We start from the raw sequence: 24,385 nt of genomic DNA on the forward strand, positions 1-24,385 counted from the left end.
GGGACTGCGTCCGCTCCGATGGGGCGGACCCAGGCACGTCCGACCGCACCAATAGGGTCGCGGGCGGAACCACAAGCACACACTCATGACTTAGGGGGCGCTGGTGGCGACCGGTACGACGGTGTTCAGCAGGGTGACGGTGGTTGCGCCGCGAACGCGTATCGACGTTGCGCTGCCCGCCGACGTCGCGGTGGCCGACCTGCTGCCGATGCTGCTGGACATGGCCAAGGAGGCCACTCCGGACGGTGGCGTTCGACACGGCGGGTGGGCGCTGGCCAAGCTCGGCGACAGCCCGCTTGACCCCAGCCGCACGCTCGCGTCGCTCGGCGTGGTCGACGGCGAGCTGCTCCAGCTGCGCAAGCGCAACGAGAACCCGCCGCCCCCGCTGTACGACGACGTGGTCGACGCGATCGCCGAGTCCGACCCGGACAGCTTCCGCCCGTGGACCAAGGACACGGCCCGGCGCTACGGCCACCTCGCGGGTGCGTTGGCGCTGATCACGGCCGCGATCGCGGTGCTGATGGCCGGCCCGTTCGGCGGTGGCGGCAACCTCGCCCCGGCGATCTGCGCGGGTGTGGTGGCCATCGCGGCCCTGGCCGCGGGCGCCGTGGTGGCGCGGTCCTACAACGCGACCGACACGGGTGTGCTGATCGCGGCGGCCGGCGGCCTGCCGATGGCGTACGTGGCCGGCCTCTACATCGTGCCCGGCCCGCTCGACCGGCCGAGCCTGCTGCTCGCCAGCGTGCTGGTGCTGATCTTCGCCTCGGCCGCGATCATGCTGATCGGCCGCGGCATCACGGTGTTCATCGCCGCCGCCACGGCCGGCGCGCTGAGCGCCATCGCGTTCCTGGTCGGCATCCTCGTCGACCACCCGATGCACGGCATCGCGGCGGCGACCACGGCCGTCTCGCTGGCGATGCTGTCCGCGCTGCCCCGGCTGACGATCCAGCTGGCCAAGCTGCCGCTGCCGACCGTGCCGGGCAGCGCCGAGGACCTCAAGGAGGACACCGGCTTCCCGGAGTACTCCGTGATCGAGCGGCGCACGGCCAACGCGCACGAGTACCTCACCGGCATGATCATCGGCTGTGGCGGCATCGCCGCCCTGTTCGCCGTGATCGCCGCCGGCAACGGCTCCATCTGGGGCCCGCTGCTGGCGATCGTGGTGACGCTGGTGCTGCTGCTGCGCGGCCGGTCCTACGCGAACGGCGCGCAGGCGGTGGCGCTGCTGGCCAGCGGCATGGCCGCCGGCGCGGGCGTGCTGCTGGGGTGGCTCATGGAGTCCTCGCCCGGCGACCGGCTGCTGTTCGTGTTCGGCACCCTCGTGGTGATCGGCGCGGGCGCGCTGGTGCTCGGCGTGATCTTCCCCCACCAGAAGTTCTCCCCGGTGCTGCGCCGCACGGTCGACGTGCTGGAGGCCATCCTGATCGCCGCGGTGCTGCCGCTGGCGCTGGCGGTGATGGACCTCTACGTGGCCATGCGCCAGCTCATCGCCGCGTGAGGCCGTGATGCGCATCCGCAGGATCGCCGCGCTGGCCGCGGTGACGGCCATGCTCGTGGGCACGCCCGGCGCGCACGCGCAGCCGACCACGACCACCGCACCGGACAGCCGGCCGAACTCGCAGCCGCCACCCGTCGACAAGCGCTTCCTCAAGCAGTTCGTCGAGCCGCAGGAAGACGTCAACTACGAGAAGCACGTCCAGTGCATCACCTCGGGCACCGGTGACCAGCGCATCGTGAACAAGCCCTGGGGCCAGATGCAGCTCCGGCTGGAGGAGGCGCACCGCTTCGCCACCGGCAACGGCATCATGCTGGCCATCATCGACACGGGCGTCAACGCCGAGCACCCGCGCCTCGCCGGGCGGGTCACCGCGGGCGGCGACTACGTGGAGACCGCCGAGCGCGGGGTCGTCGACTGCGACGGCCACGGCACCGGGGTCGCCGGCGTGGCGGCGGCCAGCCGGGACGACGAGACCGGGTTCGTCGGCGCCGCGCCCGAGGCGGACCTGCTGGCGATCCGGCAGACCAGCGACCGCTACAAGTTCGACGACCCGAAGAAGGTGGACAGCCGGCCGTCCGCCGGCAAGGTCGGCACCCTGGCGCAGGCGATCGTGACCGCGGCCACGAAGGGCGCGAAGGTCATCAACATCTCGCTGACCTCGTGCGAACCGCCGCACGAGCCCAGCAACTCGGAACGCGAGCTCCAGGCCGCGATCGACTGGGCGGTGAACGAGAAGGACGCCGTCATCGTCACCGCCGCCGGCAACCTCGGCGACGAGGGCGGGTGCGGCGCGCAGAACGACAACCAGGACCCGAAGAACGTCAAGGTCGTCGCGTCACCGCCGTGGTACGCCGACGACGTGCTGTCCGTCGGGTCGGTGAACATCGAGGGTGAGGTGTCGTCGTTCTCGGTGTGGGGCCCGTGGGTCAGCGTGGCCGCGCCGGGTGAGGACATCGTGACGCTCGACCCGGCCGGCAAGGGCCTGACCAACGCCAACACCGACCCGACCGGTCGGACCACCGCCATCCAGGGCACCAGCTTCGCGTCGCCGTACGTGGCGGGCGTGGCCGCGCTGGTGCGCGAACGCTTCCCGCACCTGAACGCGCGCCAGGTGATGGACCGGATCAAGGCCACCGCGCAGCACCCGGGCAACCCGAGCGGCCGGGACCACAAGGTCGGCTACGGGATCGTCAACCCGGTGGCCGCGCTGACCGCCGAGCTGCCGTCGGAGCGCGAGGGCGCGAAGCCGGTGTCGCCCAAGCAGCTGATGACCACCCTCGACCCGCTGGACCCGCCGAACAACGCGCCGATGATCGTGGCGCTGTCCGGGACGGGCGCGGGCGTCGGGCTCCTGCTGCTGACGCTGTTCATCGTGCACACCGTCAACCGCAACCGGGCCAGGCGGGCCGCCGTCCCGGTGAGACGGTCCTCCGCCTAGTCCGCTCACGACAGTCCACTGACGGCAGAAGGGCCGCCTGTCCCAGGCGGCCCTTCTCTTGTCCGGCTTCGGTTCTCTTGTCCGGCTTCAGTCCTCGCCGAGGACCGGCGGGGCGGCCTTCTTGGGCTTGCCGAAGACCTGCTCGGTCGAGCCGGCCAGCTGGACCTTCGACTTGTGCTCCTTGTCGCCGCCCTGCTGACCGCCGGCGCCCATACCGCCCATCATGCCCATGCCGCCGCCCACCACCCCGGCGCCACCACCGGCGGACGGCGGGCCGGACGGACCGGCCGCCGCAGCGGCCGGGCGGACGCCCTGCTCCGAGAAGCGCGGCTCGGACACCGCCGTCGACCCGCCCTGCTGCATGCGCTCCGGGGCGTCCCCGCCGGACAGACCTCCCGGCACACCACCGCCGCCACCGCCACCGGACCCGGCACCGCCACCGCCACCGGACCCGGCACCGCCGCCGGCACCACCACCACCAGCCGCAGCGGCGGGCTTGGTGTCCGCGGGAGGGGTGGCCGAGGGCTGCGGCGCGGTCGGCTTCGCCGGCTCCGTGAACGTCCAGTCCTGCTCGGGGTACTTGTGGTCCATCTTCACGTCGGCGAAGTCCGCCGATCCGGAGACACCGTCGCACAGCCGGAGGAACGCCTCCAGCACGTCGCGCACCGACTCGTGCAGCTCCTTCGCCGGGTCCTGCAGCTCGTCCAGCGCCTCGATCACGCGCCGGTCGCCGTCCACCGGCAACGCCGCCGCGCCGGACACCACGTCGGCCGCCTCGGCGTACACCCGTGACATGTCCTCGACGATGCCGCGGATGCCCTCGGCGGTGTGGTCCAGCGCCTCGCCCATCGCGTGCATCGCGTCGGACATGTCGTGCCCGGCGAGACCGACCTTCTGCATGTGCTCCACGAACGAGTCCGCGTCCTTGCCCTGCCACGCCGAGTCGAGCTTGCCCAGCGGCTTGGTCAGGTCACGCGTCACGTGCTCGGCGACCAGCCCGGCCTTGCGCCAGCGCTCCGCCTCGTCGTGCAGGTCGTTCCAGTCGCCCACGACGGGCGTGAAGTAGTCCGCCACCAGGTCGCGCACGCCGAGCCGGCGGCTGATCCCGGACAGGTAGTCCAGCTCCGGCCCGACCTCGGCGGCGATCTGCCTGCCGTCCTTGCCCCGCATCAGAGCGACCCCGTCCGGCGTTCCACGGCCTTGATCAGCGCGACGGCTTCGTCGTCCTGGGCGCCGTAGTGCTCGGCCACCTCGTGCAGGCCCTTCCCCGCCGACGTCAGCACCTCGCACGCCCGGTCCAGCTGCTGGTTCAGCATCGCCGCGGCCCGGCCGTACGCCTCGGCGTTGCGCAGCGCACGCCCCAGCTCGCCGAAGCTCTGCGGGCGCACCGGGTCCTCCCGGAGCTCGTCCCGCGCACGGGTCAACTCCTCGGCCGCCTCGTCGACGCGCTTCGCGTACAGCTCCAACCACCGCGGGTCGACCGACACCTGCCGGGTGCCCGCCGCCGCGACCGCGGGCCTGCGTGTGACCTCGTTCACCGCGCCACCTCCCGCACCGTCTGACGGGAACCGGCCCGCGCCGGTTCCGCCACAGGGGTCAGCTGCCCTGTTTGCGCGCCTGTTCCTCGGGCAGCAGGCTGTTGCTCTTCGGCACCGGGATGGAGTCCCAGCTGCGGGAGGCGTCGTTGCGGTTGAGCTGCGGCCCGTTGGGGAGCAGTCGCAGGATCGACTCCGGTCCGGGCGCGAAACCGTCCGCGCCCAGCCCCAGCGCGGCACTCGTCGTCGTGTCCGGGATGCCGTACTTCACGCCACGACCGGTGATCAGGTGGATCGGGCCGCTGGCGAAGTCCTGGGTGGACGTCGAGCTGCGCACCACCGCCGACTTGCCCGGCATCATCACGAACTCGCTGACGACCTCGCCGGTCGCGCCGACCTGGTTGATGGGCACCGGTCGCGCGTCGGCCGGGATCGGCAGCGACGGCGCGATGGTCACCTTGGTGTGCTGCGACTTGTTGTCCGACGTGACGTCCTTCGCCTGCCAGCCGAGGCAGATCACCCGGTTGTTCTGGTTGGGCTCCAACACCTCCGGCACGTCCGGCGGGTAGTCGGCGAAGTCGAGCTGCTCGGTGGTCGGCGCGTTGTTGATGTCCGCGATGTCGACCAGCTTCGGCGCGGTGCCCTGCGCGTCGGCCGCCCGGAGCAGGTCGGCCGCGGCCCGGCTGACCCTCTGGAGGCCGTCCTTCAGCAGCACGTGGAACTCGGACGCCGCGCCGGCGCGCCGGACCTCGATCACGCCGCCGACCTTCAGCCCGCTCGGCCTGGTGATGTACGCCACCGGCTGGCCGCGACCCGGGACCTCGGGCGCCACCAACGGCTTCGCCTCGGGGATCGCGTTGAGCAGACCACTGCTGATCGCCCGCGGCCTCTTGTTCGTCAGGTTCAACGCGTTGAGGACTTCTTCGTCGCCCAAGTCGACCTTCGCCCGGACCGTGGAGGTCGAGGTGATCTTGGAGTTCACCGGCGCCTTGTAGATCAGGTACGCCTGCTTGTCGTCGGTGCCCGCACGCACCAGCAGGGCGCGGTTGCCGTCGAGCAGGTCGCCGCCGCCGCTGATACCGGCCAGCACGGTGGTGGTGAACTTGCCGGGCGACGACGGGTCGTTCAGCGTCTCGTCCAACATCAGCGTGTCGCACACGGACCAGTCCGAGCCGATCCGGTCCTCCGGCTTGGGCAGCACGTCCGGGCCGTCCGGGATACCCGTCAACCGGCCCTTGGGCAGCTTCGCCAACGCCTTCTCGGTGACCAGCTTCGGCGCGCCGCCCGCGACCTGCGGCGCCTGGTTGACCGCACCGGCCGCCGCGTCACCGCCGCCGACGCTCGCCTGGCTCGTGTCCGCGGCCTGTTGCTGCAGCAGCAACAGCCGCGCGGACGCCAGGTTCGTCATCGGGATCAACGTCTTGGCCCGGTTGATCTCGCGCACGACGTAGACCTGGCCCGTCTCCTTGGAGATGGCGATCTGCGTGTCCCCGTCGATCTGCGGGTCCGGCGAGAAGAAGCCGAAGATGAGGAACCCGATCATGCCGATGATGCCGAGCAGGACACCCACCGCGGTCGCGCGCGAATGCGTGCGCATCGGGTCGTGCAGCATCACCGCGTCTCTGCGCACCAGGGCGGACTGCATCCGGCGCAGCACGAAGCGGTAGGCCTGGACCTGTGACTTGGTGGTGGGTGTTGATGCCATTCTCGGCTCGCTGCTCTCCCAGTCGCGGTACGGTCTGCACGATAGCCGGACGGCGGGTGGTCCGTGTGCGGGTTGGTCAGACCCGGTCGGCCCCACCCGGCGCACGCCGACGGAAAGAGAACCAGAGCGGATGTCCGTGACCACCCCACATCCGGGCCCACCCAACCCCGCCATGGCGCGCGCGCAGGCCGCGGGTGGCGCCGTGCGCGCCGCGCTGCTCCGGGCACGGCGCCGCACCGCAGGTGCGAGCCTGGGCGCGCTGCCGGTCGCCAACCTGGTCGTGCTCGAAGTCGGCATCGCCATCGCCCTGGTCCTGCTGGCGGTCGGCGCCACGGGTGACGGCGTCGAGCCCGTGCACGTGTACATCGCGGGCGGCATCGTGCTGATCGCGCTGGTCCTCGCGTTCACCAGGTCGCGAGGTCGCTGGCTGACCCAGTGGATCTCCCTGGTGGTGCGGTACAGCTTCCGCTCGCACGGCCGCACGGCCGCACGCAGCGGTCCGGCGGAGATGAAGCCGCCGTCGGAGGAGGAGTCCTCGGTCATCGGCCCGGACGACCCCCGCGTGGCGTTGCTGCGCCTGGCGGTGCCGGACCTGGTGGTGGCCAAGGGCGTCGACCACGAGCGCCGTCCGCTGGGCATGGCGTGGCACCAGGGCGCGTGGACCGCCGTGCTGCTGGTCGACCCGGCGCCGGGTCTGATCACCGCGGTGGGCAGCGCGCCTTCGCTGCCGCTGGGCGCGCTCGCGCCGACGTTGGAAGACCGCGGTGTGGTGTTGGACGCGATCTCCGTGATCTGGCACTGCTACCCGGGCAGCGCGGCGCTGCCGGTGAACTCGCCCGCGCTCAACTCGTACCTGGAAGTGCTCGGCCCGCTGCCCGCGGCGGCCCGCCGGACCACGTGGATCGCGGTGCGGCTCGACCCGCGGCGGTGCGCGGCGGCGATCCGGGAGCGCGGTGGCGGCGTCGTGGGCGCGCACCGCGCGTTGATCGGCGCCCTGTCCCGGGTGCGCAACGCGCTGGAGTCGGCGGGTGTGTCCATCCGCCCGCTCGACCCGGACGAGCTGATCCGGGCGGGCATCTCGGCGGCCGAACTGACCTCGGTGGCCGGTGCGAACAAGTCGGTGTCGCTGCGCGAGAAGTGGTCCGGCGTGACGGCGGGCGGCGTCGGCCACGCCAGCTACGCGATCACCGGCTGGCCCGCCAAGGGCATGCGGAACAACCTGAACGCGCTGACCGGCGTGCGGGCGCTGTCCTCGACGCTGTCCATGACGATCTCGCCGAGCAGCGAGCAGGGCCAGGTCGGCCTGCGCGGCATGGTGCGGGTGAGCGCGCGGACGCCGTCCGAGCTGGACCGCGCCGACGACCGGCTGAAGGCGTTGTCCGACAAGCTCGGCATCACCCTGACCCCGCTGAACGGCCTCCAGGTCGCCGGGTTGGCCGCGACGCTGCCGCTGGGAGGTGTGGCGTGAGCAACTCCCGCCTGCTGAACTCGCAGAGCAGGGGCGTGGCGCCGGAGTTCCTGGTGTCGCCGCAGCTGCTGGACGTGGTGAGCCCGTCCGGCGATCGCGGCGGCATGGTGCTCGGCTCGGGTCTGCAGGGCGAGCCGCTGACGATCTCGGTGCTGCGGTCCGCGCCGACCCGCATGGTCGTGGTCGGCGGGCTGTACCTGGCCCGGCAGATCGCGCTGCGGGCGATGGCGACGGGCGCGTGGATCACCATCGCGACGGGCCGCCCGGCGGCGTGGCAGCCGGTGGTGCGCGCGGCGGGCGCGGGCCCGGACGGCCGTCCCTCGCCGCTGGTGCAGCTGCGGCGACTGAGCCCGGTGGAGCTGCCGCGTCCGTCCGAGGACAGCCCGCTGCTGGTCGTGCACGACGGCGGCCACGTGCCGCAGGAGCTGTTCCCGCCGCGGTCGCCGTGGCAGACGACGATGTACGTCCTGCCCTATTTGCACCCGCAGGCGGCGAACACCGCGAATTCCGCGGACCTGGTGCTGCTCCAGCGGCTGCCGCTCGGGCAGGCGCAGTTGGCGTCGCAGATCTGGCGGCTGCCGCCGCAGATGGCGCACCAGCTCACCACGCTCAAGGACGACCAGGTGATCGCGCTCGGCACGAACCTGTGGCGGCCGTTGCGGCTGGTCACCACTCCCGGTGAACAACAGATCCTGGGTGCGGTCCGCCGCGGCGACTGACCTCCCCCGAAGACCCGACCTGCCCGATGTGCCCGATGTGCCCCCGGACGATTCGTCCGGGGGCATATTTTTCGCGGCCGGTCCAGTCACTCCGCGCAGTAATGCGTTCACAGCGCGACAAAATCTGTGGACCGTCCGTCCGTCGGTTGTTGCCGGCAAATCATTGCGCGCCACCCGCAGGGCGAACTAGGAACAACTCACCGTGTCCGGACGGTTTCGCGGTGACACCGTCCGACACCACCCTGCGAAGAGGAGACCCCCTGCCATGGCAGACGTTCGCGCGTCCTGGACGAAACGGTTGACCGGTGTCGGGCTGGCGACGGGTACGGCGTTCGCGGTGACGGCCGCGCTGACCACCTTCACGTCGGCGGCCGAAGAGGGCCCCATCCGCGGGTCGGGTGCGCCGAACTCGGTGAAGGACAGCTACATCGTCGTGCTCCACGACGTCAGCGCGAGCAGCGTGGACGCGTTGAGCGACAAGTACGAGGCGAAGGTCCGGCACCGGTACTCCAGCGCGCTGCGCGGCTTCTCGGCCACCATGACCGAGGCGCAGGCCCGCAAGCTCGCCGCCGACCCGTCGGTGTCGTACGTGCAGCAGGACGGCGAGGTGACGATCTCCGGCACGCAGGCGCCCACCCCGTCGTGGGGCCTGGATCGGGTCGACCAGGCCGCGCTGCCGCTGGACAACTCGTACACGTACCCGAACGAGGGTGAGGGCGTCACCGCCTACATCATCGACACGGGCATCCGGCTCTCGCACACGGACTTCGGCGGTCGCGCCGTGTCCGGCCGCGACACCGTGGACAACGACAACGACGCCTCCGACTGCAACGGCCACGGCACGCACGTGGCGGGCACCGTCGGCGGCGGCGCGCACGGCGTGGCGAAGAAGGCCAAGCTGGTCGGCGTGCGGGTGCTGAACTGCGCGGGCTCCGGCACGTACGCGGGCGTCATCGCCGGGATCGACTGGGTGACGGCGAACGCCGTCAAGCCGGCGGTCGCGAACATGTCGCTGGGTGGCGGCGCGGACGCCACGGTCGACCAGGCCGTGCGCAACTCCATCGCGTCCGGCGTGACGTACGGGCTCGCGGCGGGCAACGACAACGGCGCCAACGCGTGCAACACGACCCCGGCGCGCACCCTGGAGGCGATCACGGTCGGCTCCACGACCAACACCGACGCCCGGTCGTCGTTCTCCAACATCGGCACCTGCCTGGACATCTTCGCGCCGGGCTCGTCGATCACGTCGGCGTGGCACACCAACGACACCGCCACCAACACGATCAGCGGCACGTCCATGGCGACGCCCCACGTGGTCGGCGCGGCGGCCGTCTACCTCGCCGCGAACCCCACGGCGACGCCGCAGCAGGTGCGGGACGCCCTGGTGAACGGCGCCACGAACGGCGTGGTCGGCAACGCGGGCACCGGTTCGCCGAACAAGCTGCTGCGCCTGGTCGGCGAGTCCACCCCGCCGCCCGGCGGGTGCCCGGCCAAGACGAACGCGACCGACGTGGCCGTGCCGGACCTCGGCGTCGCGTCCAGCCCCATCACCGTGACCGACTGCGGTGGCAAGGCGAGTGCGGCGGCCACGGTCGAGGTGCACGTCAAGCACACGTACCGGGGCGACCTGGTGATCGACCTGGTGACGCCGAGCGGCGCGGTCAAGCAGTTGAAGGTGCAGTCCGGTTCGGACAGCGCGGACAACGTGGACGCGACGTACAAGCTGAACCTGTCGGCGGAGAACGCCAACGGCACCTGGCAGCTGCGGGTGCGTGACGTCTTCAGCCAGGACACCGGCTACATCGACTCCTGGACCCTCGACCTCTAGGACGCCCGGACCAACCGCCCCACAGCGGCCCCTCACCACCTTCCGCCGGTGAGGGGCCGCTCCGCGTCTCACCTGCCGAGCGGAGAAGCGGAGACGTCACGCCAGCGCCTGGAGCGGCGACCGGCGACGCGGGTGATCGACCGGCGCAACTCCCGTCAAGCCGCCGAACGGCGCAACTGACACTCTTGCACCCGTGAGCCGAACGTGCGTCTTCTTCCACGCCCATCCCGACGACGAAGCCCTGCTGACGGGCGGCACGATGGCGCGCCTCGCCGAGGAGGGGCACCGGGTGGTGCTGGTCTTCGCGACCGCCGGTGAACGGGGGTTGAGCGCCCGGCGCACCGACCTCGGCGCCGTCCGGACGAGAGAGGTCCACGCGTCGGCCCGCGTGCTCGGGTGCGCGCGCGTGGAGTTCCTGGGCTACGCCGACTCCGGGCTGTCCGGTCGCGAGAACGGCGAGGGGTTCGCGCACGCCGACGTGGCCGACGCCGCGGGAGAACTCGCCGAGCTCCTGCACGAGGAACGCGCCGACCTGGTCACCACCTACGACCCCCACGGCGGCTACGGGCACCCCGACCACGTCCAGGCCCACCGGGTCGGGACGCTGGCCGCCGAGCTCGCCGGCACACCCAGGGTGTGGGAGGCGACCGTCGACCGGACCCTGCTGCTGCGCGGCCTGAAGCTCGCCCGGCTGGCCCGCAGGTTCGACCTCGCCCCGTTCGAGCAGGCCTTCACCGCACGCCACGAGATCACCCACTCGGTGGACGTGCGGCGGTACGCGGGCGTGAAGCGGGCGGCGATGGCGGCTCACGCCACGCAGACCACCGGCGGCGAGTCGACCAAGACCCTCGCCGCGCTGCTCACCCTGCCGCCTCCGCTGTTCAGAGTCGTGCTGGGCACCGAGTGGTACATCGAGCGCAAACGCTTGCGCGCCCGATGAGGCGATGGCGCCGGACGCGGTTCAGCGGTCGACGCGGTCGCGCGGTTCAACCGGTCGAGGCGACGCGCACGTTCCGGGTGACGGCGGCCCGCGCGGCCAGCTCGTCGTCCGGTGGGTAGTCGACCCGGACCAGGGACAACCCGTGCGGCGGCGCCACCGTGACCTCGCTGGACCGCGCGGTCAGCGACAGCAGCGACGCGGGCCAGTCCACCGGCTTGCGCCCCTCGCCCACCGCGACCAGCGCCCCGACCAGGCTGCGCACCATCGAGTGGCAGAACGCGTCCGCGGACACGAAAGCGGTCAGCACGTCACCGTCGCGCACCCACTCCAGCCGTTGCAGCTCGCGGATCGTCGTCGCGCCCTCACGCCGCCGGCAGAACGCGCAGAAGTCCCGTTCGCCCAGCAACAGTCGCGACGCGGCGTTCAACGCGTCGAGCGACAGCGGGCGCGGCCAGGCCAGCGTGTCCAACCGGCGCAACGGGTGCGCGCCGAAAGCGGCGTCGGTGACCCGGTACTCGTAGTGCCGGCGCAAGGCGGCGAACCGCGCGTCGAACGCGGCGGGCACCACCCGTGCCGAGAACACCCGCACATCGGCCGGCAGCGCCCGCGCCAGGCGCTTGGGCAGCCCGGCGACGTCCACACCGGACGGCAGGTCCACGTGCGCCACCTGCCCCGACGCGTGCACACCGGCGTCCGTCCGGCCCGCCACGGTCAGCTGCACGTCCTCGCGCAGCACCGTCGACATGGTGTCCTCCAGGACACCGCACACCGTCCGGCGATCGGGCTGCCGCGCCCACCCGGAGAAGTCCGTGCCGTCGTACGCCAAGTCGAGTCGCACACGAACGAGCCCGTCGTCCCCAGCGGGAACGACGGGCTCGTCGGTGAAGTCCGCGTCCGTCAGGACTCGTCCTTCTTCTCGGCCTTCGGAGCCTCGTCGGAGCCCTCGGCGGGCTCCTCGGCGGCGTCCTTCGTGGCGGACTCGGGCGCGTCGGCGTCCTGGTCCTCCACGTCCGTGGCGGCGTCCTCGACCTTGGTCTCCTCGGTCGCGGCCTTGGTGGTGGCCTCGTCCTTGGCGAACTTGGTCTTGCGGGCGCGCTCCGCCTCGGCGGTGACGGTCTGCTCCGCGACCAACTCGATGACGGCCATGGGCGCGTTGTCGCCCTTGCGCGGCATCGTCTTGGTGATGCGGGTGTAGCCACCGGGGCGGTCGGCGAACTGCGGACCGATCTCGGCGAACAGCTTGTGCACGATGTCCTTGTCGCGGATCACCTTGAGGATCTCGCGACGGTTGTGCAGGTCACCGACCTTCGCCTTGCTGATCAGCTTCTCGGCGTACGGACGGAGCCGCTTCGCCTTCGCCTCGGTGGTCGTGATCCGACCGTAGGTGAACAGGGACGTGGCCAGGTTGGCCAGCATCAGCCGCTCGTGGGCCGGCGAGCCCCCGAGACGGGGTCCCTTGGTGGGGGTGGGCATCGAATTGCTCCTCGGATTTCTTTCTGATCCTCTGCTCCGGCCCGGCCGCTAAGCGACCTCAGAGCTGCTCGGTCTCCGCGTAGTCCTGGCCGTCGTCGTGGTTGTCCACGGCGGTGTCCGTGCCCCAGCCTTCGGCGGGGTAGTCGGACGCGGCGGCCGACGGGTCGAACCCAGGGGGGCTGTCCTTCAGCGCGAGGCCGAGACCGACGAGCTTCATCTTGACCTCGTCGATCGACTTCGCACCGAAGTTGCGGATGTCCAGCAGGTCCGCCTCGCTGCGCGAGACCAGCTCGCCCACGGTGTGGATGCCCTCGCGCTTGAGGCAGTTGTAGGACCGGACGGTGAGGTCCAAGTCCTCGATCGGCATCGCGAACGCCGCGATGGTGTCCGCCTCGGCGGGCGAGGGGCCGATCTCGATGCCCTCGGCGTCGACGTTCAGCTCGCGAGCGAGACCGAACAGCTCGACCAGCGTCTTACCCGCCGACGCGACAGCGTCACGCGGCGTGATGGACGGCTTGGTCTCGACGTCGAGGATCAGCTTGTCGAAGTCGGTCCGCTGCTCGACACGGGTGGCCTCGACCTTGTAGGTCACCTTCATGACGGGCGAGTAGATCGAGTCGACCGGAATGCGGCCGATCTCGGCACCGGCCTGCTTGTTCTGGACGGCGGGGACGTAGCCGCGACCGCGCTCGACCACGAGCTCGATCTCCAGCTTGCCCTTGCCGTTCAGGGTGGCGATGTGCAGGTCGGGGTTGTGCACGGTGACACCGGCCGGAGGCACGATGTCGCCCGCGGTCACCGCGCCCGGCCCCTGCTTGCGCAGGTACATGGTCACCGGCTCGTCCTCCTCGGAGCTGACGACCAGCTCCTTGAGGTTGAGGATCACGTCGGTGACGTCTTCCTTCACACCGGGGACGGTCGTGAACTCGTGCAGCACACCGTCGATGCGGATGCTGGTCACGGCCGCGCCGGGGATGGACGACAGCAGGGTGCGGCGAATCGAGTTGCCGAGGGTGTAGCCGAAGCCCGGCTCCAGCGGTTCGATGACGAACCGGGAGCGGGTCTCGTTGACCGATTCCTCGCTGAGCGAGGGACGCTGGGAAATCAGCACTGGGTTCTTCCCTTCTCACCCCGACGCCCGCTATTTGACGTCGTGGAAGCCGGTCGCGGAGACCGGCAAACGCATGCGACACACCATTTCGTGCCGCCGCGGGACCCGGCTGGAGGGGGTTCCACCCGATCGGGTGGAACCCCCTCCAGGAGGATCACTTCGAGTAGAGCTCGACGATGAGCTGTTCCGTGACGGGCGTGTCGATCTGCGCCCGCTCCGGGAGCTGGTGCACCAGGATGCGCAGGTTGGACTGCACGACCTGGAGCCACGCCGGGATCGGCCGGTCACCGAAGGAAGCGCGCGCGGCCTCGAAGGGCAGCGTGGGCAGCGACTTCGGCTTCACGTCGATGATGTCGAACTTCGACACCCGGAAGCTCGGGATGTTGACCTTCTGGCCGTTCACGATGAAGTGACCGTGGTTGACCAGCTGGCGGGCCTGACGACGGGTGCGCGCGAGACCCGCGCGGTACACCACGTTGTCGAGCCGGGACTCGAGGATCTGCAGCAGGTTCTCACCGGTCTTGCCGGTGCGGCGAACCGCTTCCTCGTAGTAGCGGCGGAACTGCTTCTCGAGCACGCCGTAGGTGTAACGAGCCTTCTGCTTCTCCTGGAGCTGAAGCAGGTACTCGGACTCCTTGATCCGACCGCGGCCGTGCTGGCCGGGCGGGTAAGGACGACGCTCGAACGCCTGGTCCCCGCCGACGAGGTCGACCTTGAGACGGCGCGAGATGCGAGTGGCCGGTCCGGTATAGCGAGCCATAGTGTCTTACTCCTCCCCGTGCCTCAGACCCGGCGCCGCTTGGGCGGGCGGCAGCCGTTGTGGGGCTGCGGGGTCACGTCCTGGATGGTGCCGACCTCGAGGCCGGCGGCCTGAAGCGAACGGATCGCGGTCTCGCGGCCGGAGCCGGGACCCTTCACGAACACGTCGACCTTGCGCATGCCGTGCTCGGCGGCCTTGCGCGCGGCGCTCTCGGCGGCCATCTGCGCGGCGAACGGCGTGGACTTGCGAGAGCCCTTGAAGCCGACGTGGCCGGCGGACGCCCAGCTGATCACGTTGCCCAGCGGGTCCGTGATGGACACGATGGTGTTGTTGAACGTGCTCTTGATGTGCGCCTGGCCGTGCGAGACGTTCTTCTTTTCCTTGCGCCGGACTTTCTTGACCCCGGCGCCCGTGCGGGACTTGGGTGGCATGTCTGGGTGAACTCCTACTTGCTAGAGACGCGAGGTCTTACTTCTTTCCGGCCTTCTTCTTGCCGGCGACGGTCTTCTTCGGACCCTTACGAGTGCGCGCGTTCGTCTTGGTGCGCTGCCCGCGGACGGGCAGGTTGCGACGGTGGCGCAGCCCCTCGTAGCAGCCGATTTCCATCTTCCGGCGGATGTCGGCCTGAACCTCGCGGCGGAGGTCACCCTCGACCTTGAAGTGGTTCTCGATGTATTCCCGCAGCTTCGCCAGGTCGTCGTCAGCGAGATCCTTCACCCGGACGTCCGGGGAGATCTCGGTGGCGGTCAGCAGCTCCTTCGAGCGCGTCCGACCAATACCGAAGATGTAGGTGAGCGCGATCTCCAACCGCTTTTCGCGGGGGAGGTCGACGCCAGCGAGTCGTGCCATACGGCGCTTGCTCCTAACAGTGGTGTTGCTCCAGGTCTGCTCCTCGCCCGATCCCGGGACTGACTCGCTGTGTCAGTGTCCGCTCGCTCTCGCGACCGGTGTCCCGGCCCCGGCCTGGAGTCCGGGGGTGCGCCACACGTGGTGCCCGTGTGTGGCAGGTGCGAGGAGGCTTACTCGGTGTCGCGTCCGCTGAAGACTCGACTCGTGCTGGTCTGGTCAGCCCTGGCGCTGCTTGTGGCGCAGGTTCTCGCAGATCACCATGACCCGGCCGTGACGGCGGATCACCTTGCACTTGTCGCAGATCTTCTTGACGCTCGGCTGGACCTTCACGCCTGAGCTTCTCCTGCGTCAGCCGGCGCGCCCTGTGCGAGCACGCCGGAGGTCACTTGTAGCGGTAGACGATGCGCCCGCGGGACAGGTCGTAGGGCGAGAGCTCCACGACAACCCGGTCCTCAGGGAGGATGCGGATGTAGTGCTGACGCATCTTGCCGCTGATGTGTGCCAGGACCTTGTGACCGTTCTCCAACTCGACGCGGAACATCGCGTTGGGAAGCGGCTCGACTACGCGGCCCTCGACCTCAATGGCCCCGTCCTTCTTGCCCATGTCCTCCGCGTTTCGTGACGGTGGGTGTTGCTTCCGGAGTGTGGCCAAGCGGCGCCCCGACTCCTCCGGGCCCTTGCGAACCCTGCCCACGCCGGGAAGGAGATCCCCGGGCATGACGGAACCGGCGCGACGTGTGCGCCACCCGTCCATACTACGCGGGTCCGCGCGAACACCCAAATCGGACCTCGGGACCACCACCCGGGCCGGGTCGACCGGAGCCACCGCCGCGGCCGGTGCCCGCCGTCGACGACGGGGCTCGGCGCTCAGCCAGAGGACCCCGAGCACGGAGCCGGCGGGCACGGCGACCCACAGGAACCACGGGTGCACGAACCCCTCGTCACCGAGGAAGCCGACGAGCAGCCAGAGGGCGAAGTTGAGCGCGCTGACGGCGAGCCAGGTCGTGGTGAGCACCTTCAGCGCCTTCCGCCCACCACCGGTTTTCACCGGTTCAGGTGATACCTGGGCGGTGACGGGTGGGACGGCGGCGGGTTCGGCGGGCAGCACGCTCGGCAGGTCGGCCGTGAGGACGGCCAGGTCACCACGGGTCTTCGACGCCCAAGTGCGCACCACCCGGGCGTCGAACTCGGCGAGGTCGAGGCTGCCGTCGGCGTCGGCGTGGGCGCGGTGCAGCCACTGCTGGACCAGTTCGCGTTCGGCATCGGAGGCTCGGACGTCTTCGGGCCGCACTGGCTGGTTCACCGGTCGATCCCACCGCACCGGCCGGCCGACGACCAGGGGGCCAACCCCCGCTTTCACGCCTCCGGGCACCCTGTCACCGACACCGCGAAGGGCGCGGTGGACCAGGGGTCAAGCCTCCAGGGCGGTGAGGACCCAGGGGCCGTCGTCGGTGATCGCCACCGAGTGCTCCCAGTGCGCGGCGCGGGAGCCGTCGGACGTGACGACCGTCCAGCCGTCGTCCAGCTCGACCGTCTGCTCGGACCCCAGCGTGAGCATCGGCTCGATCGCGATCGCCATGCCGACCTTCAGGCGCGGGCCCTTGCCGGGCTTGCCGTAGTTCGGCAGGAACGGGTCCATGTGCATCTTCGTGCCGATGCCGTGGCCGCCGTACCCCTCCACGATCCCGTACTCGACGCCGTGCTCCTCGCCGGCCAGGATCGTGGCCGACTCGATCGCGAACGAGATGTCGCTCAGCCGACCGCCCGGCACCGCCGCCTCGATGCCCGCGAGCATCGAGGCACGGGTCGCGTCGGACAGCTTCAGCTCCGCGTCCGTCACCGCGCCGACCGCCAGCGTCACGGCCGAGTCGCCGTGCCAGCCGTCGAGGATGGCGCCGCAGTCGATCGAGATCAGGTCGCCCTCGGTCAACACCTGCGTGCGGCTGGGGATGCCGTGGACCACCTGCTCGTTCACCGACGCGCAGATCGACGCCGGGAACCCGTGGTAGCCCTTGAACGAGGGGACGGCGCCGGCGTCGCGGATGCTCTGCTCCGCCAGCTCGTCCAGCTCGGCGGTGCTGACCCCGGCCTTGGTGTGCGAGGCCACCAGGGCCAACGTCCGTGCCACGACCAGCCCGGCGGCCCTCATGGCATCCAGCTGCCCGCGACTCTTGATCTCGATCATGCGGTCCCGACCCGGGACGATCCGACGCAGCGCACCGACGAGTCCACCGCTCACTTCAGGTCGCGCAACGCGCGGAGAGCGCGCTCGCTGATCTCGTCGACCTCGCCGACCGCGTCGATGGTCACGACGATGTCGGCGTAGTAGTCGAGCAGCGGCGCGGTCTCCGTCCGGTACACCTGCTGGCGGTGCCGGATCACGTCTTCCTTGTCGTCCGTTCGACCGCGGGCGAGCAACCGCTCGACCACGATGTCCTCGGGGATCTGGAACTCCAGCACCGCGTCCAGGGCGAAGCCGTCCGCCGCCAGCATCTCGCCCAGCACGCCCGCCTGGGCGGTGTTGCGCGGGAAGCCGTCGAGCAGGAAGCCGTCCGCCGCGTCCGGCTGCGAGAGCCGGACGCGGACCATCTCGTTGGTGACCTCGTCCGGCACCAACTCGCCCGAGTCCAGGTACTCCTGGACTTCCTTGCCCAGATCGGTCTGCTCGCTGATGTGCGCGCGGAACAGGTCCCCGGTGGAGATGTGCGGCACGCCGAGCTCATCGCTGAGCGTCTTGGCCTGGGTGCCCTTGCCCGCTCCAGGCGGGCCGACGAGAACGAGTCGCACTAGCGGAGGAACCCTTCGTAGTTGCGCTGCATGAGCTGGCTCTCGATCTGCTTCACGGTGTCGAGGCCGACACCGACCATGATCAGCACCGCCGTGCCGCCGAACGGGAAGTTCTGGTTCTGGCCCTCACCGGTGAGGTCGAGGAACAGGTTCGGCAGGATGGCGACGATGCCCAGGTAGAGCGAGCCTGGCAGCGTGATCCGCCCCAACACGAAGCGGAGGTACTCGGCGGTGGGGCGCCCGGGCCTGATGCCCGGGATGAACCCACCGAACTTCTTCATCTCGTCCGCACGCTCGTCCGGGTTGAACGTGATGCCGACGTAGAAGTACGTGAAGAAGACGATCAGCAGGAAGTAGAGCGAGATGTGCACCGGGCTGGACTGCCGCACCAGGTGCTGCCCGACGAACGTCTCCCACCAGCCGGGGGCCTCACCGGCGACGGTCGACGCCGTCAGCCTGGAGATGAGGTCCGGCAGGTACAGCAGCGACGAGGCGAAGATGACCGGGATGACACCGGCCTGGTTCACCTTGAGCGGCAGGTAGGTCGACGTGCCGCCGTACATCCGGCGACCGATCATGCGCTTCGCGTACTGGACCGGGATGCGGCGCTGCGCCTGCTCCACGTAGACGACGCTCGCGATGATCAGCAGTGCCGCGACGCAGACCAGGAAGAAGGTCAGGCCACCGCGGTCGAGGATGTTCTTGCCCTCGACCGGGATGCGGGCCGCGATGCCGGTGAAGATCAGCAGCGACATGCCGTTGCCGATCCCCTTCTCGGTGATGATCTCACCGAGCCACATGATCACGCTGGTACCCGCGGTCATCACGACCACGAGGACGACCAGGTTGAAGATGCTGTCGTCGGGGATGACGTCGTACTCGCAGCCCTGGAACAGCTGCCCCCGCACGGCCAGGGCGATGATGCCCGTGGACTGCAGGACCGCCAGCGCGATGGTCAGGTAGCGGGTGTACTGGGTCAGCTTGCCCTGACCCGCCTGCCCTTCCTTCTTGAGCTGCTCGAACCGCGGAATCACCACGGTGAGCAGCTGCACGATGATGCTCGCGGTGATGTAGGGCATGATCCCCAGCGCGAAGATCGACAAGTTCAGCAGCGCGCCGCCGCTGAACAAGTTGATCAGGGAGTAGATCCCCGACTGGTCGACCTGCTCATAACACTGTTTGACGTTCTTGAAGGAGACGCCCGGCGCGGGCATGGTCGCGCCCAACCGGTACACCACGACGATCCCGAGTGTGAAAAGGATCTTCTTGCGTAGGTCCGGCGTCGCGAGAGCCGAGCGGAATGCGCCGAGCACGCGAACCTCCATCAGCGTTGCCGCCCCACGGGGGTCGGCATCCTGCGGTACCGGCTGTGTTGCCGGCACAGTCTTGCGGACGTGCCGTCGACCATCGCCGACGGTGGCGGAAGCGACGGGTAGCCGCGACCGACCCGGAGGGCATCCGGGTTCAGCCCGCGACTTTAACAGTCGCTTGCCCGATCGCCGTAGCCAGTCTTCCTTCACACTTCGTACATGATCGACCACGGCGGCCCACAAGCCGCCGAATGGATCAAGTTGCCCTCGTCGCCGGCACTCTGCCACGCCCGGCGGGACAACGCGATGCCCAGGGCCCAACCCATTCGGGTGCCGCGCGCCGAGCACGCGGCGCCGCCGGCTTCCTCCGCCGCCGGGGCGGACGTGCGGCGAAGGTGGTGGACCGGGCGAGGGCCACAAGACGGCCCAGGAGCGCCGTAGCGGCCCGCGGGGACCGGCGCCCGCGTCCGGGGCCGCGCCGAGGACGCCGCCGTGCGTCTGGGGTCACTGCGACGTGGACCACTCCCCCGACCCCCTGCCGTCACGGCAACCCCGCCGCCCACCCGTTACGCCCTGGGCGAACTCCCGTCTCACCAGCCCGAACCGCGCCAGATCCACGCCGCCCCCACCAGCCGGCAACGGTCAAAAACCGGCGAGTCCTACGCCCGGAACGCGTGAGTCCCACGTCCGGTACACCCGAGTTCAACGCTCGGAACGCGGAACGGCCCCCGGAGCGGGAGGCTCCGGGGGCCGTTCGGCGGTGCTTCGTGCGTCTTAGAGCACGGTGGTGGTGCCACCGGCTGCGGCGATCTTCTCGACCGCGCTGCCGGAGAACTTGTTCGCCACGACGTCCAGCTTGACGCCTTCGAGGTCGCCGTTGCCGAGGACCTTGACGAGCTCGTTCTTGCGCACCAGGCCCGCGTGGATGAGAGCGTCCACGTCCACCCGACCGCCGTCCGGGAACACCCGGGCGAGGTCGCCCACGTTCACCACCTGGTACTCGGTGCGGAACGGGTTGCGGAAGCCCTTCAGCTTCGGCAGGCGCATGTGCAGCGGCATCTGGCCACCTTCGAAGCGCGGGGAAACGTTCTTCCGCGCGCCGGTGCCCTTCGTACCGCGACCGGCCGTCTTGCCCTTGGAGCCCTCACCGCGACCGACACGGGTCTTCGCGGTCTTGGCGCCGGGTGCCGGACGCAGGTCATGGATCTTGATGGTCACGACTGGACCTCCTCGACGACCACCAGGTGGCGCACGGTGTGGATCAAACCGCGCACCTGCGGCGTGTCCTCACGGACCACCGACTGGCGGATCTTGCGCAGACCGAGGGTCCGGAGGGACTCGCGGTGGTTGCGCTTGGTACCGATGCTGCTCTTGACCTGGGTCACCTTGAGCTCGGCCATGGTCACACCGCCCCTGCACGGGCACGGAGCATGCCGGCGGGAGCCACATCCTCGAGCGGCAGACCGCGACGGGCGGCCACCTCCTCGGGACGCTGCAGGCCCTTGAGCCCGGCCACGGTGGCGTGCACGATGTTGATGGCGTTGTCGCTGCCCAGCGACTTGCTCAGCACGTCGTGGATGCCCGCGCACTCCAGCACCGCGCGGACGGCGCCACCGGCGATGACACCGGTACCGGCCGAGGCCGGACGCAGCATCACCTCACCAGCTGCCTTCTTGCCCGTGATCGGGTGAGGGATCGTGCCGCCGATGCGGGGGACGCGGAAGAAGTTCTTCTTCGCCTCCTCCACACCCTTGGCGATCGCCGCGGGCACTTCCTTGGCCTTGCCGTAGCCGACACCGACCATGCCGTCCCCGTCGCCCACCACGACCAGCGCGGTGAAGCTGAAGCGACGACCACCCTTCACGACCTTGGAGACGCGGTTGATCGCGACCACGCGCTCCAGGTGGGGGGTCTTCTCCTGGGCCGCTCCGCCGCGGCCACCGTCACGGCGGTCGCGGCGCTCTCCGCGCTCGCCCCCGCCGCCTTCGCGACGCGTGCGTCCTGGCATCAGGCGTCCCTCTCAATTCCGGTGATGTGCATTGTCAGAACTCCAGCCCCGCCTCGCGGGCGGCGTCGGCCAGAGCGGCGATCCGACCGTGGTAGGCGTTGCCGCCGCGGTCGAACACGACCTTGGTGATCCCGGCGTCCTTGGCACGCGCGGCGGCCAGCTGGCCGACCTTCGTCGCACGGGCCTTCTTGTCGCCGTCGACCGCCCGGACGTCCGCCTCCACGGAGGAGGCAGCCGCAAGGGTGTGGCCGGCGATGTCGTCGATGATCTGCACGGTGATGTGCTTCGACGAACGGTGCACGACCAGGCGCGGGCGCTCCGCCGTGCCGCTGACCTTCTTGCGGAGGCGGAAGTGACGGCGGGTCTTGGCGATGCGGCGAGTGGTCGAGATGTCCTTGCCCACCGGCTTGCGCTTCGTTGCAGTCTCGCTCATGTCACTTACCCGTCTTTCCGACCTTGCGGCGGATCTTCTCACCCGAGTAGCGCACGCCCTTGCCCTTGTACGGGTCGGGCTTGCGCAGCTTGCGGATGTTCGCGGCGACCTCGCCGACGAGCTGCTTGTCGATGCCCGACACGGAGAAGCGGGTCGGGGTCTCCACCGCGAAGGTGATGCCCTCGGGGGCCTCCACCTTCACCGGGTGGCTGTAGCCCAGCGCGAACTCCAGGTCGGAACCCTTCAGCGCCACGCGGTAACCGACGCCGTGGATTTCCATCTTCTTCTCGTAGCCCTGCGTGACGCCGACGACCATGTTCTGCACCAGGGTGCGCGACAGGCCGTGCAGCGAGCGGCTGCGACGCTCGTCGTTCGGGCGCTTCACCTCGAGAGTGCCGTCGTCGGCCTTCTCGATGATGATCGGCTCAGCGATGTTGAGCGACAGGGTGCCCTTCGGGCCCTTCACGCTCACAGCCTGGCCATCGATGTTCACGTCGACCCCGGAGGGGACGGTGATCGGCAGTTTTCCGATGCGCGACATTGCCTAGTCCCCCTTCCTCACCAGACGTAGGCGAGGACTTCTCCGCCCACGCCCGACTTGTTGGCCTGGCGGTCGGTCATCAGACCGCCAGAGGTCGAAATGATCGCGACGCCCAGACCGCCCAGCACCTTCGGCAGGTTGGTCGACTTCGCGTACACGCGCAGGCCCGGCTTCGACACGCGGCGAAGGCCGGCGATGCTGCGCTCCCGGTTCGGGCCGTACTTCAGCTCGATAACCAGGTTCTTGGCCACTTCGCCCTGCTCATCGCGGTAGCTCGCGATGTAACCCTCGCGCTTGAGGATCTCGGCGATGTTGGCCTTCAACTTCGAGTGCGGCATCACGACCTTGTCGTGGTAAGCCGAGTTCGCGTTCCGCAGACGCGTCAACATGTCTGCGATCGGGTCGGTCATCGTCATGGTGACCTGGTCAACCTTTCTCGCTGCGGTTCCCCAGCCAGGGTCCGAGCCGGCCTTGCGGCCGGCTGGTCGTGGACGGGCCTACAGCGAAGTGATGAGTCTTAGAAAACCTGCCGCCGAGCCGGACTTACCAGCTGGACTTGCTCACACCGGGCAGCTCGCCCCGGTGCGCCATCTCGCGGAGGCAGATCCGGCACAGGCCGAACTTGCGGAACACCGAGTGCGGGCGACCGCAACGCTGGCAGCGGGTGTAACCCCGCACCTTGAACTTCGGCTTGGCCGCGGCCTTGTTGATCAGCGCCTTCTTGGCCATGATCAGTTCTCCTTGAACGGGAAGCCCAGGAGCTTCAGCAGCGCCCGGCCCTCTTCGTCGTTGGTCGCGGTCGTCACCACGGTGATGTCCATACCGCGGGGACGGTCGATGGCGTCCGGGTCGATCTCGTGGAACATCGACTGCTCGTTGAGACCGAACGTGTAGTTCCCGTTGCCGTCGAACTGCTTGCCCGAGAGGCCGCGGAAGTCGCGGATACGCGGGAGAGCGATCGTCAGCAGGCGGTCCAGGAACTCCCACATGCGGTCGCCGCGCAGCGTGACGCGCGCGCCGATCGGCATGCCCTCGCGCAGCTTGAACTGCGCGATGGACTTGCGGGCCTTGCGGACCTCGGGCCGCTGGCCCGTGATGATCGACAGGTCCTTGACGGCGCCTTCGATCAGCTTGCCGTCACGGGCGGCGTCACCGACACCCATGTTGACGACGACCTTCACCACGCCGGGGATCTGCATGACGTTGGCGTACTCGAACTGCTCGCGCAGCGCGACGACGATCTCTTCGCGGTAACGGGTCTTCAACCGCGGCATGGTCTTCTCAACGGTGGTCATCAGATGTCCTTCCCGTTACGACGGGAAATGCGGACCCGCTTGCCCTCGTCGTTCGTCCGGTAACCCACGCGGGTCGGCTTGCCCTCCGCGTCGACCACCATCACGTTGGACACGTGGACGGAGGCTTCCTGGGTCACGATGCCGCCGGACTGCGCGCCGCGCTGCGTCTGCGAGACCCGGGTGTGCTTCTTGATGCGGTTGACGCCTTCGACCAGGACGCGGTTCTCAGCGGGGTAGGCCATGATGACCTTGCCGCGAGCACCCTTGTCCTTGCCGGCGATAACCACGACGGTGTCGCCCTTCTTCACCTTCATGATCAGAGCACCTCCGGCGCCAACGAGATGATCTTCATGAACTTCTTGTCGCGGAGCTCACGACCGACGGGGCCGAAGATACGGGTGCCCCGCGGCTCGTTGTCGTTCTTGATGAGCACCGCGGCGTTCTCGTCGAACCGGATGTAAGAGCCGTCGGGACGGCGCTTCTCCTTGACGGTGCGGACGATGACCGCCTTGACGACGTCGCCCTTCTTGACGCCGGCACCCGGGATGGCCTGCTTCACCGTCGCGACGATGATGTCCCCGATGCCCGCGTAGCGGCGGCCCGAGCCACCGAGAACACGGATGCAGAGGATTTCCTTCGCACCGGTGTTGTCGGCGACGCGTAGCCGCGACTCCTGCTGGATCACTT

30 protein-coding genes and 1 pseudogene are annotated in these 24,385 nt (G+C 69.8%); 6 read left to right on the forward strand and 25 right to left on the reverse strand.

Going from position 1 to position 24,385, the window contains the following annotated elements:
- Window positions 1-103: 103 nt before the first annotated feature.
- Window positions 104-1,498, forward strand: coding sequence for a type VII secretion integral membrane protein EccD (eccD, locus tag ACRAKI_RS33555; protein WP_447004494.1), 1,395 nt, complete (start codon window positions 104-106; stop codon window positions 1,496-1,498).
- 7 nt (window positions 1,499-1,505) lie between these two features.
- Window positions 1,506-2,936 (forward strand): type VII secretion-associated serine protease mycosin, encoded by a 1,431-nt coding sequence (mycP, locus tag ACRAKI_RS33560; RefSeq protein WP_447004495.1) that lies wholly within the window; start codon window positions 1,506-1,508, stop codon window positions 2,934-2,936.
- An 87-nt stretch (window positions 2,937-3,023) separates the two neighbouring features.
- Here the strand turns inward: mycP and ACRAKI_RS33565 are convergent, their stop codons facing one another.
- The 3 genes from ACRAKI_RS33565 to eccB are packed head-to-tail and all read right to left on the reverse strand — an operon-like array spanning window position 3,024 to window position 6,176.
- Window positions 3,024-4,106 carry a WXG100 family type VII secretion target gene (locus tag ACRAKI_RS33565; protein ID WP_447004496.1) on the reverse strand — a complete coding sequence of 361 codons (1,083 nt, stop codon included), beginning with the start codon at window positions 4,104-4,106 and terminating at the stop codon, window positions 3,024-3,026.
- Window positions 4,106-4,474, reverse strand: a complete 369-nt coding sequence (locus ACRAKI_RS33570; RefSeq protein ID WP_447004497.1) for a hypothetical protein — start codon at window positions 4,472-4,474, stop codon at window positions 4,106-4,108. The genes ACRAKI_RS33565 and ACRAKI_RS33570 overlap by 1 nt, the downstream gene beginning before the upstream one ends.
- Before the next feature lie 58 nt (window positions 4,475-4,532).
- A complete protein-coding gene (gene eccB, locus ACRAKI_RS33575) occupies window positions 4,533-6,176 on the reverse strand; it encodes a type VII secretion protein EccB (RefSeq protein ID WP_447004498.1) in 1,644 nt (547 codons plus the stop codon).
- 172 nt (window positions 6,177-6,348) lie between these two features.
- Here eccB and eccE point away from each other — a divergent pair, with 172 nt between their 5' ends.
- The 4 genes from eccE (at window position 6,349) to ACRAKI_RS33595 (ending at window position 11,131) form a co-directional block, all read left to right on the forward strand.
- On the forward strand, window positions 6,349-7,644 hold the full coding sequence (eccE, locus tag ACRAKI_RS33580; RefSeq protein WP_447004499.1) for a type VII secretion protein EccE: 1,296 nt from the start codon (window positions 6,349-6,351) through the stop codon (window positions 7,642-7,644).
- Window positions 7,641-8,363: a hypothetical protein gene (locus tag ACRAKI_RS33585; protein WP_184925445.1), complete on the forward strand. Its 723-nt coding sequence runs from the start codon at window positions 7,641-7,643 to the stop codon at window positions 8,361-8,363. The genes eccE and ACRAKI_RS33585 overlap by 4 nt, the downstream gene beginning before the upstream one ends.
- Window positions 8,364-8,628: 265 nt before the next feature.
- A complete protein-coding gene (locus ACRAKI_RS33590; protein WP_447004500.1) occupies window positions 8,629-10,191 on the forward strand; it encodes a S8 family peptidase in 1,563 nt (520 codons plus the stop codon).
- A 193-nt stretch (window positions 10,192-10,384) separates the two neighbouring features.
- Complete coding sequence (locus ACRAKI_RS33595; protein ID WP_447004501.1) at window positions 10,385-11,131, forward strand: PIG-L deacetylase family protein; 747 nt, start codon at window positions 10,385-10,387, stop codon at window positions 11,129-11,131.
- Between the two features lie 46 nt (window positions 11,132-11,177).
- On the opposite strand, the gene truA is transcribed toward ACRAKI_RS33595, so the two are convergent.
- The 22 genes and pseudogenes from truA to rplN form a co-directional block, all read right to left on the reverse strand.
- The gene (gene truA / locus ACRAKI_RS33600; RefSeq protein ID WP_447004502.1) at window positions 11,178-11,969 is read right to left on the reverse strand and encodes a tRNA pseudouridine(38-40) synthase TruA; all 792 of its coding nucleotides are present in this window, start codon (window positions 11,967-11,969) and stop codon (window positions 11,178-11,180) included.
- A gap of 59 nt (window positions 11,970-12,028) precedes the next feature.
- A complete protein-coding gene (rplQ, locus tag ACRAKI_RS33605) occupies window positions 12,029-12,604 on the reverse strand; it encodes a 50S ribosomal protein L17 (protein WP_447004503.1) in 576 nt (191 codons plus the stop codon).
- A gap of 58 nt (window positions 12,605-12,662) precedes the next feature.
- Complete coding sequence (locus ACRAKI_RS33610) at window positions 12,663-13,715, reverse strand: DNA-directed RNA polymerase subunit alpha (RefSeq protein WP_447004504.1); 1,053 nt, start codon at window positions 13,713-13,715, stop codon at window positions 12,663-12,665.
- A 154-nt stretch (window positions 13,716-13,869) separates the two neighbouring features.
- Window positions 13,870-14,475, reverse strand: a complete 606-nt coding sequence (gene rpsD, locus ACRAKI_RS33615) for a 30S ribosomal protein S4 (protein ID WP_447004505.1) — start codon at window positions 14,473-14,475, stop codon at window positions 13,870-13,872.
- Window positions 14,476-14,498: 23 nt separating this feature from the next.
- The gene (gene rpsK, locus ACRAKI_RS33620) at window positions 14,499-14,906 is read right to left on the reverse strand and encodes a 30S ribosomal protein S11 (protein WP_447004506.1); all 408 of its coding nucleotides are present in this window, start codon (window positions 14,904-14,906) and stop codon (window positions 14,499-14,501) included.
- A 37-nt stretch (window positions 14,907-14,943) separates the two neighbouring features.
- A complete protein-coding gene (gene rpsM / locus ACRAKI_RS33625; RefSeq protein WP_447004507.1) occupies window positions 14,944-15,324 on the reverse strand; it encodes a 30S ribosomal protein S13 in 381 nt (126 codons plus the stop codon).
- A 216-nt stretch (window positions 15,325-15,540) separates the two neighbouring features.
- Window positions 15,541-15,654: a 50S ribosomal protein L36 gene (rpmJ, locus tag ACRAKI_RS33630; protein WP_010148647.1), complete on the reverse strand. Its 114-nt coding sequence runs from the start codon at window positions 15,652-15,654 to the stop codon at window positions 15,541-15,543.
- Window positions 15,655-15,706: 52 nt separating this feature from the next.
- Window positions 15,707-15,928 carry a translation initiation factor IF-1 gene (gene infA, locus ACRAKI_RS33635; protein ID WP_005166804.1) on the reverse strand — a complete coding sequence of 74 codons (222 nt, stop codon included), beginning with the start codon at window positions 15,926-15,928 and terminating at the stop codon, window positions 15,707-15,709.
- A gap of 519 nt (window positions 15,929-16,447) precedes the next feature.
- A pseudogene (locus tag ACRAKI_RS33640) lies at window positions 16,448-16,696 on the reverse strand (DUF1707 SHOCT-like domain-containing protein); the annotation flags it as partial.
- Window positions 16,697-16,735: 39 nt separating this feature from the next.
- A complete protein-coding gene (gene map / locus ACRAKI_RS33645) occupies window positions 16,736-17,509 on the reverse strand; it encodes a type I methionyl aminopeptidase (RefSeq protein WP_447004508.1) in 774 nt (257 codons plus the stop codon).
- Window positions 17,510-17,559: 50 nt separating this feature from the next.
- Window positions 17,560-18,111 carry an adenylate kinase gene (locus ACRAKI_RS33650; RefSeq protein WP_447004509.1) on the reverse strand — a complete coding sequence of 184 codons (552 nt, stop codon included), beginning with the start codon at window positions 18,109-18,111 and terminating at the stop codon, window positions 17,560-17,562.
- A complete protein-coding gene (secY, locus tag ACRAKI_RS33655) occupies window positions 18,111-19,424 on the reverse strand; it encodes a preprotein translocase subunit SecY (RefSeq protein WP_447004510.1) in 1,314 nt (437 codons plus the stop codon). The genes ACRAKI_RS33650 and secY overlap by 1 nt, the downstream gene beginning before the upstream one ends.
- Before the next feature lie 771 nt (window positions 19,425-20,195).
- Complete coding sequence (gene rplO / locus ACRAKI_RS33660) at window positions 20,196-20,639, reverse strand: 50S ribosomal protein L15 (protein WP_447004511.1); 444 nt, start codon at window positions 20,637-20,639, stop codon at window positions 20,196-20,198.
- A complete protein-coding gene (rpmD, locus tag ACRAKI_RS33665; protein WP_053715223.1) occupies window positions 20,636-20,821 on the reverse strand; it encodes a 50S ribosomal protein L30 in 186 nt (61 codons plus the stop codon). The genes rplO and rpmD overlap by 4 nt, the downstream gene beginning before the upstream one ends.
- A 2-nt stretch (window positions 20,822-20,823) precedes the next feature.
- The gene (gene rpsE, locus ACRAKI_RS33670; RefSeq protein WP_184925483.1) at window positions 20,824-21,429 is read right to left on the reverse strand and encodes a 30S ribosomal protein S5; all 606 of its coding nucleotides are present in this window, start codon (window positions 21,427-21,429) and stop codon (window positions 20,824-20,826) included.
- Between the two features lie 34 nt (window positions 21,430-21,463).
- Window positions 21,464-21,862, reverse strand: a complete 399-nt coding sequence (gene rplR, locus ACRAKI_RS33675; protein WP_447004512.1) for a 50S ribosomal protein L18 — start codon at window positions 21,860-21,862, stop codon at window positions 21,464-21,466.
- 1 nt (window position 21,863) lies between these two features.
- The gene (gene rplF / locus ACRAKI_RS33680) at window positions 21,864-22,403 is read right to left on the reverse strand and encodes a 50S ribosomal protein L6 (RefSeq protein WP_360789824.1); all 540 of its coding nucleotides are present in this window, start codon (window positions 22,401-22,403) and stop codon (window positions 21,864-21,866) included.
- Between the two features lie 17 nt (window positions 22,404-22,420).
- Complete coding sequence (gene rpsH, locus ACRAKI_RS33685; RefSeq protein WP_233825481.1) at window positions 22,421-22,819, reverse strand: 30S ribosomal protein S8; 399 nt, start codon at window positions 22,817-22,819, stop codon at window positions 22,421-22,423.
- A gap of 127 nt (window positions 22,820-22,946) precedes the next feature.
- Complete coding sequence (locus tag ACRAKI_RS33690; RefSeq protein ID WP_053715226.1) at window positions 22,947-23,132, reverse strand: type Z 30S ribosomal protein S14; 186 nt, start codon at window positions 23,130-23,132, stop codon at window positions 22,947-22,949.
- Between the two features lie 2 nt (window positions 23,133-23,134).
- A complete protein-coding gene (rplE, locus tag ACRAKI_RS33695) occupies window positions 23,135-23,698 on the reverse strand; it encodes a 50S ribosomal protein L5 (RefSeq protein ID WP_447004513.1) in 564 nt (187 codons plus the stop codon).
- Window positions 23,698-24,012, reverse strand: coding sequence for a 50S ribosomal protein L24 (gene rplX / locus ACRAKI_RS33700; RefSeq protein ID WP_447004514.1), 315 nt, complete (start codon window positions 24,010-24,012; stop codon window positions 23,698-23,700). The genes rplE and rplX overlap by 1 nt, the downstream gene beginning before the upstream one ends.
- 2 nt (window positions 24,013-24,014) lie before the next feature.
- Window positions 24,015-24,383: a 50S ribosomal protein L14 gene (rplN, locus tag ACRAKI_RS33705; protein WP_033436721.1), complete on the reverse strand. Its 369-nt coding sequence runs from the start codon at window positions 24,381-24,383 to the stop codon at window positions 24,015-24,017.
- Window positions 24,384-24,385 lie beyond the last annotated feature (2 nt).

It is taken from the genome of Saccharothrix isguenensis, from assembly GCF_052936305.1.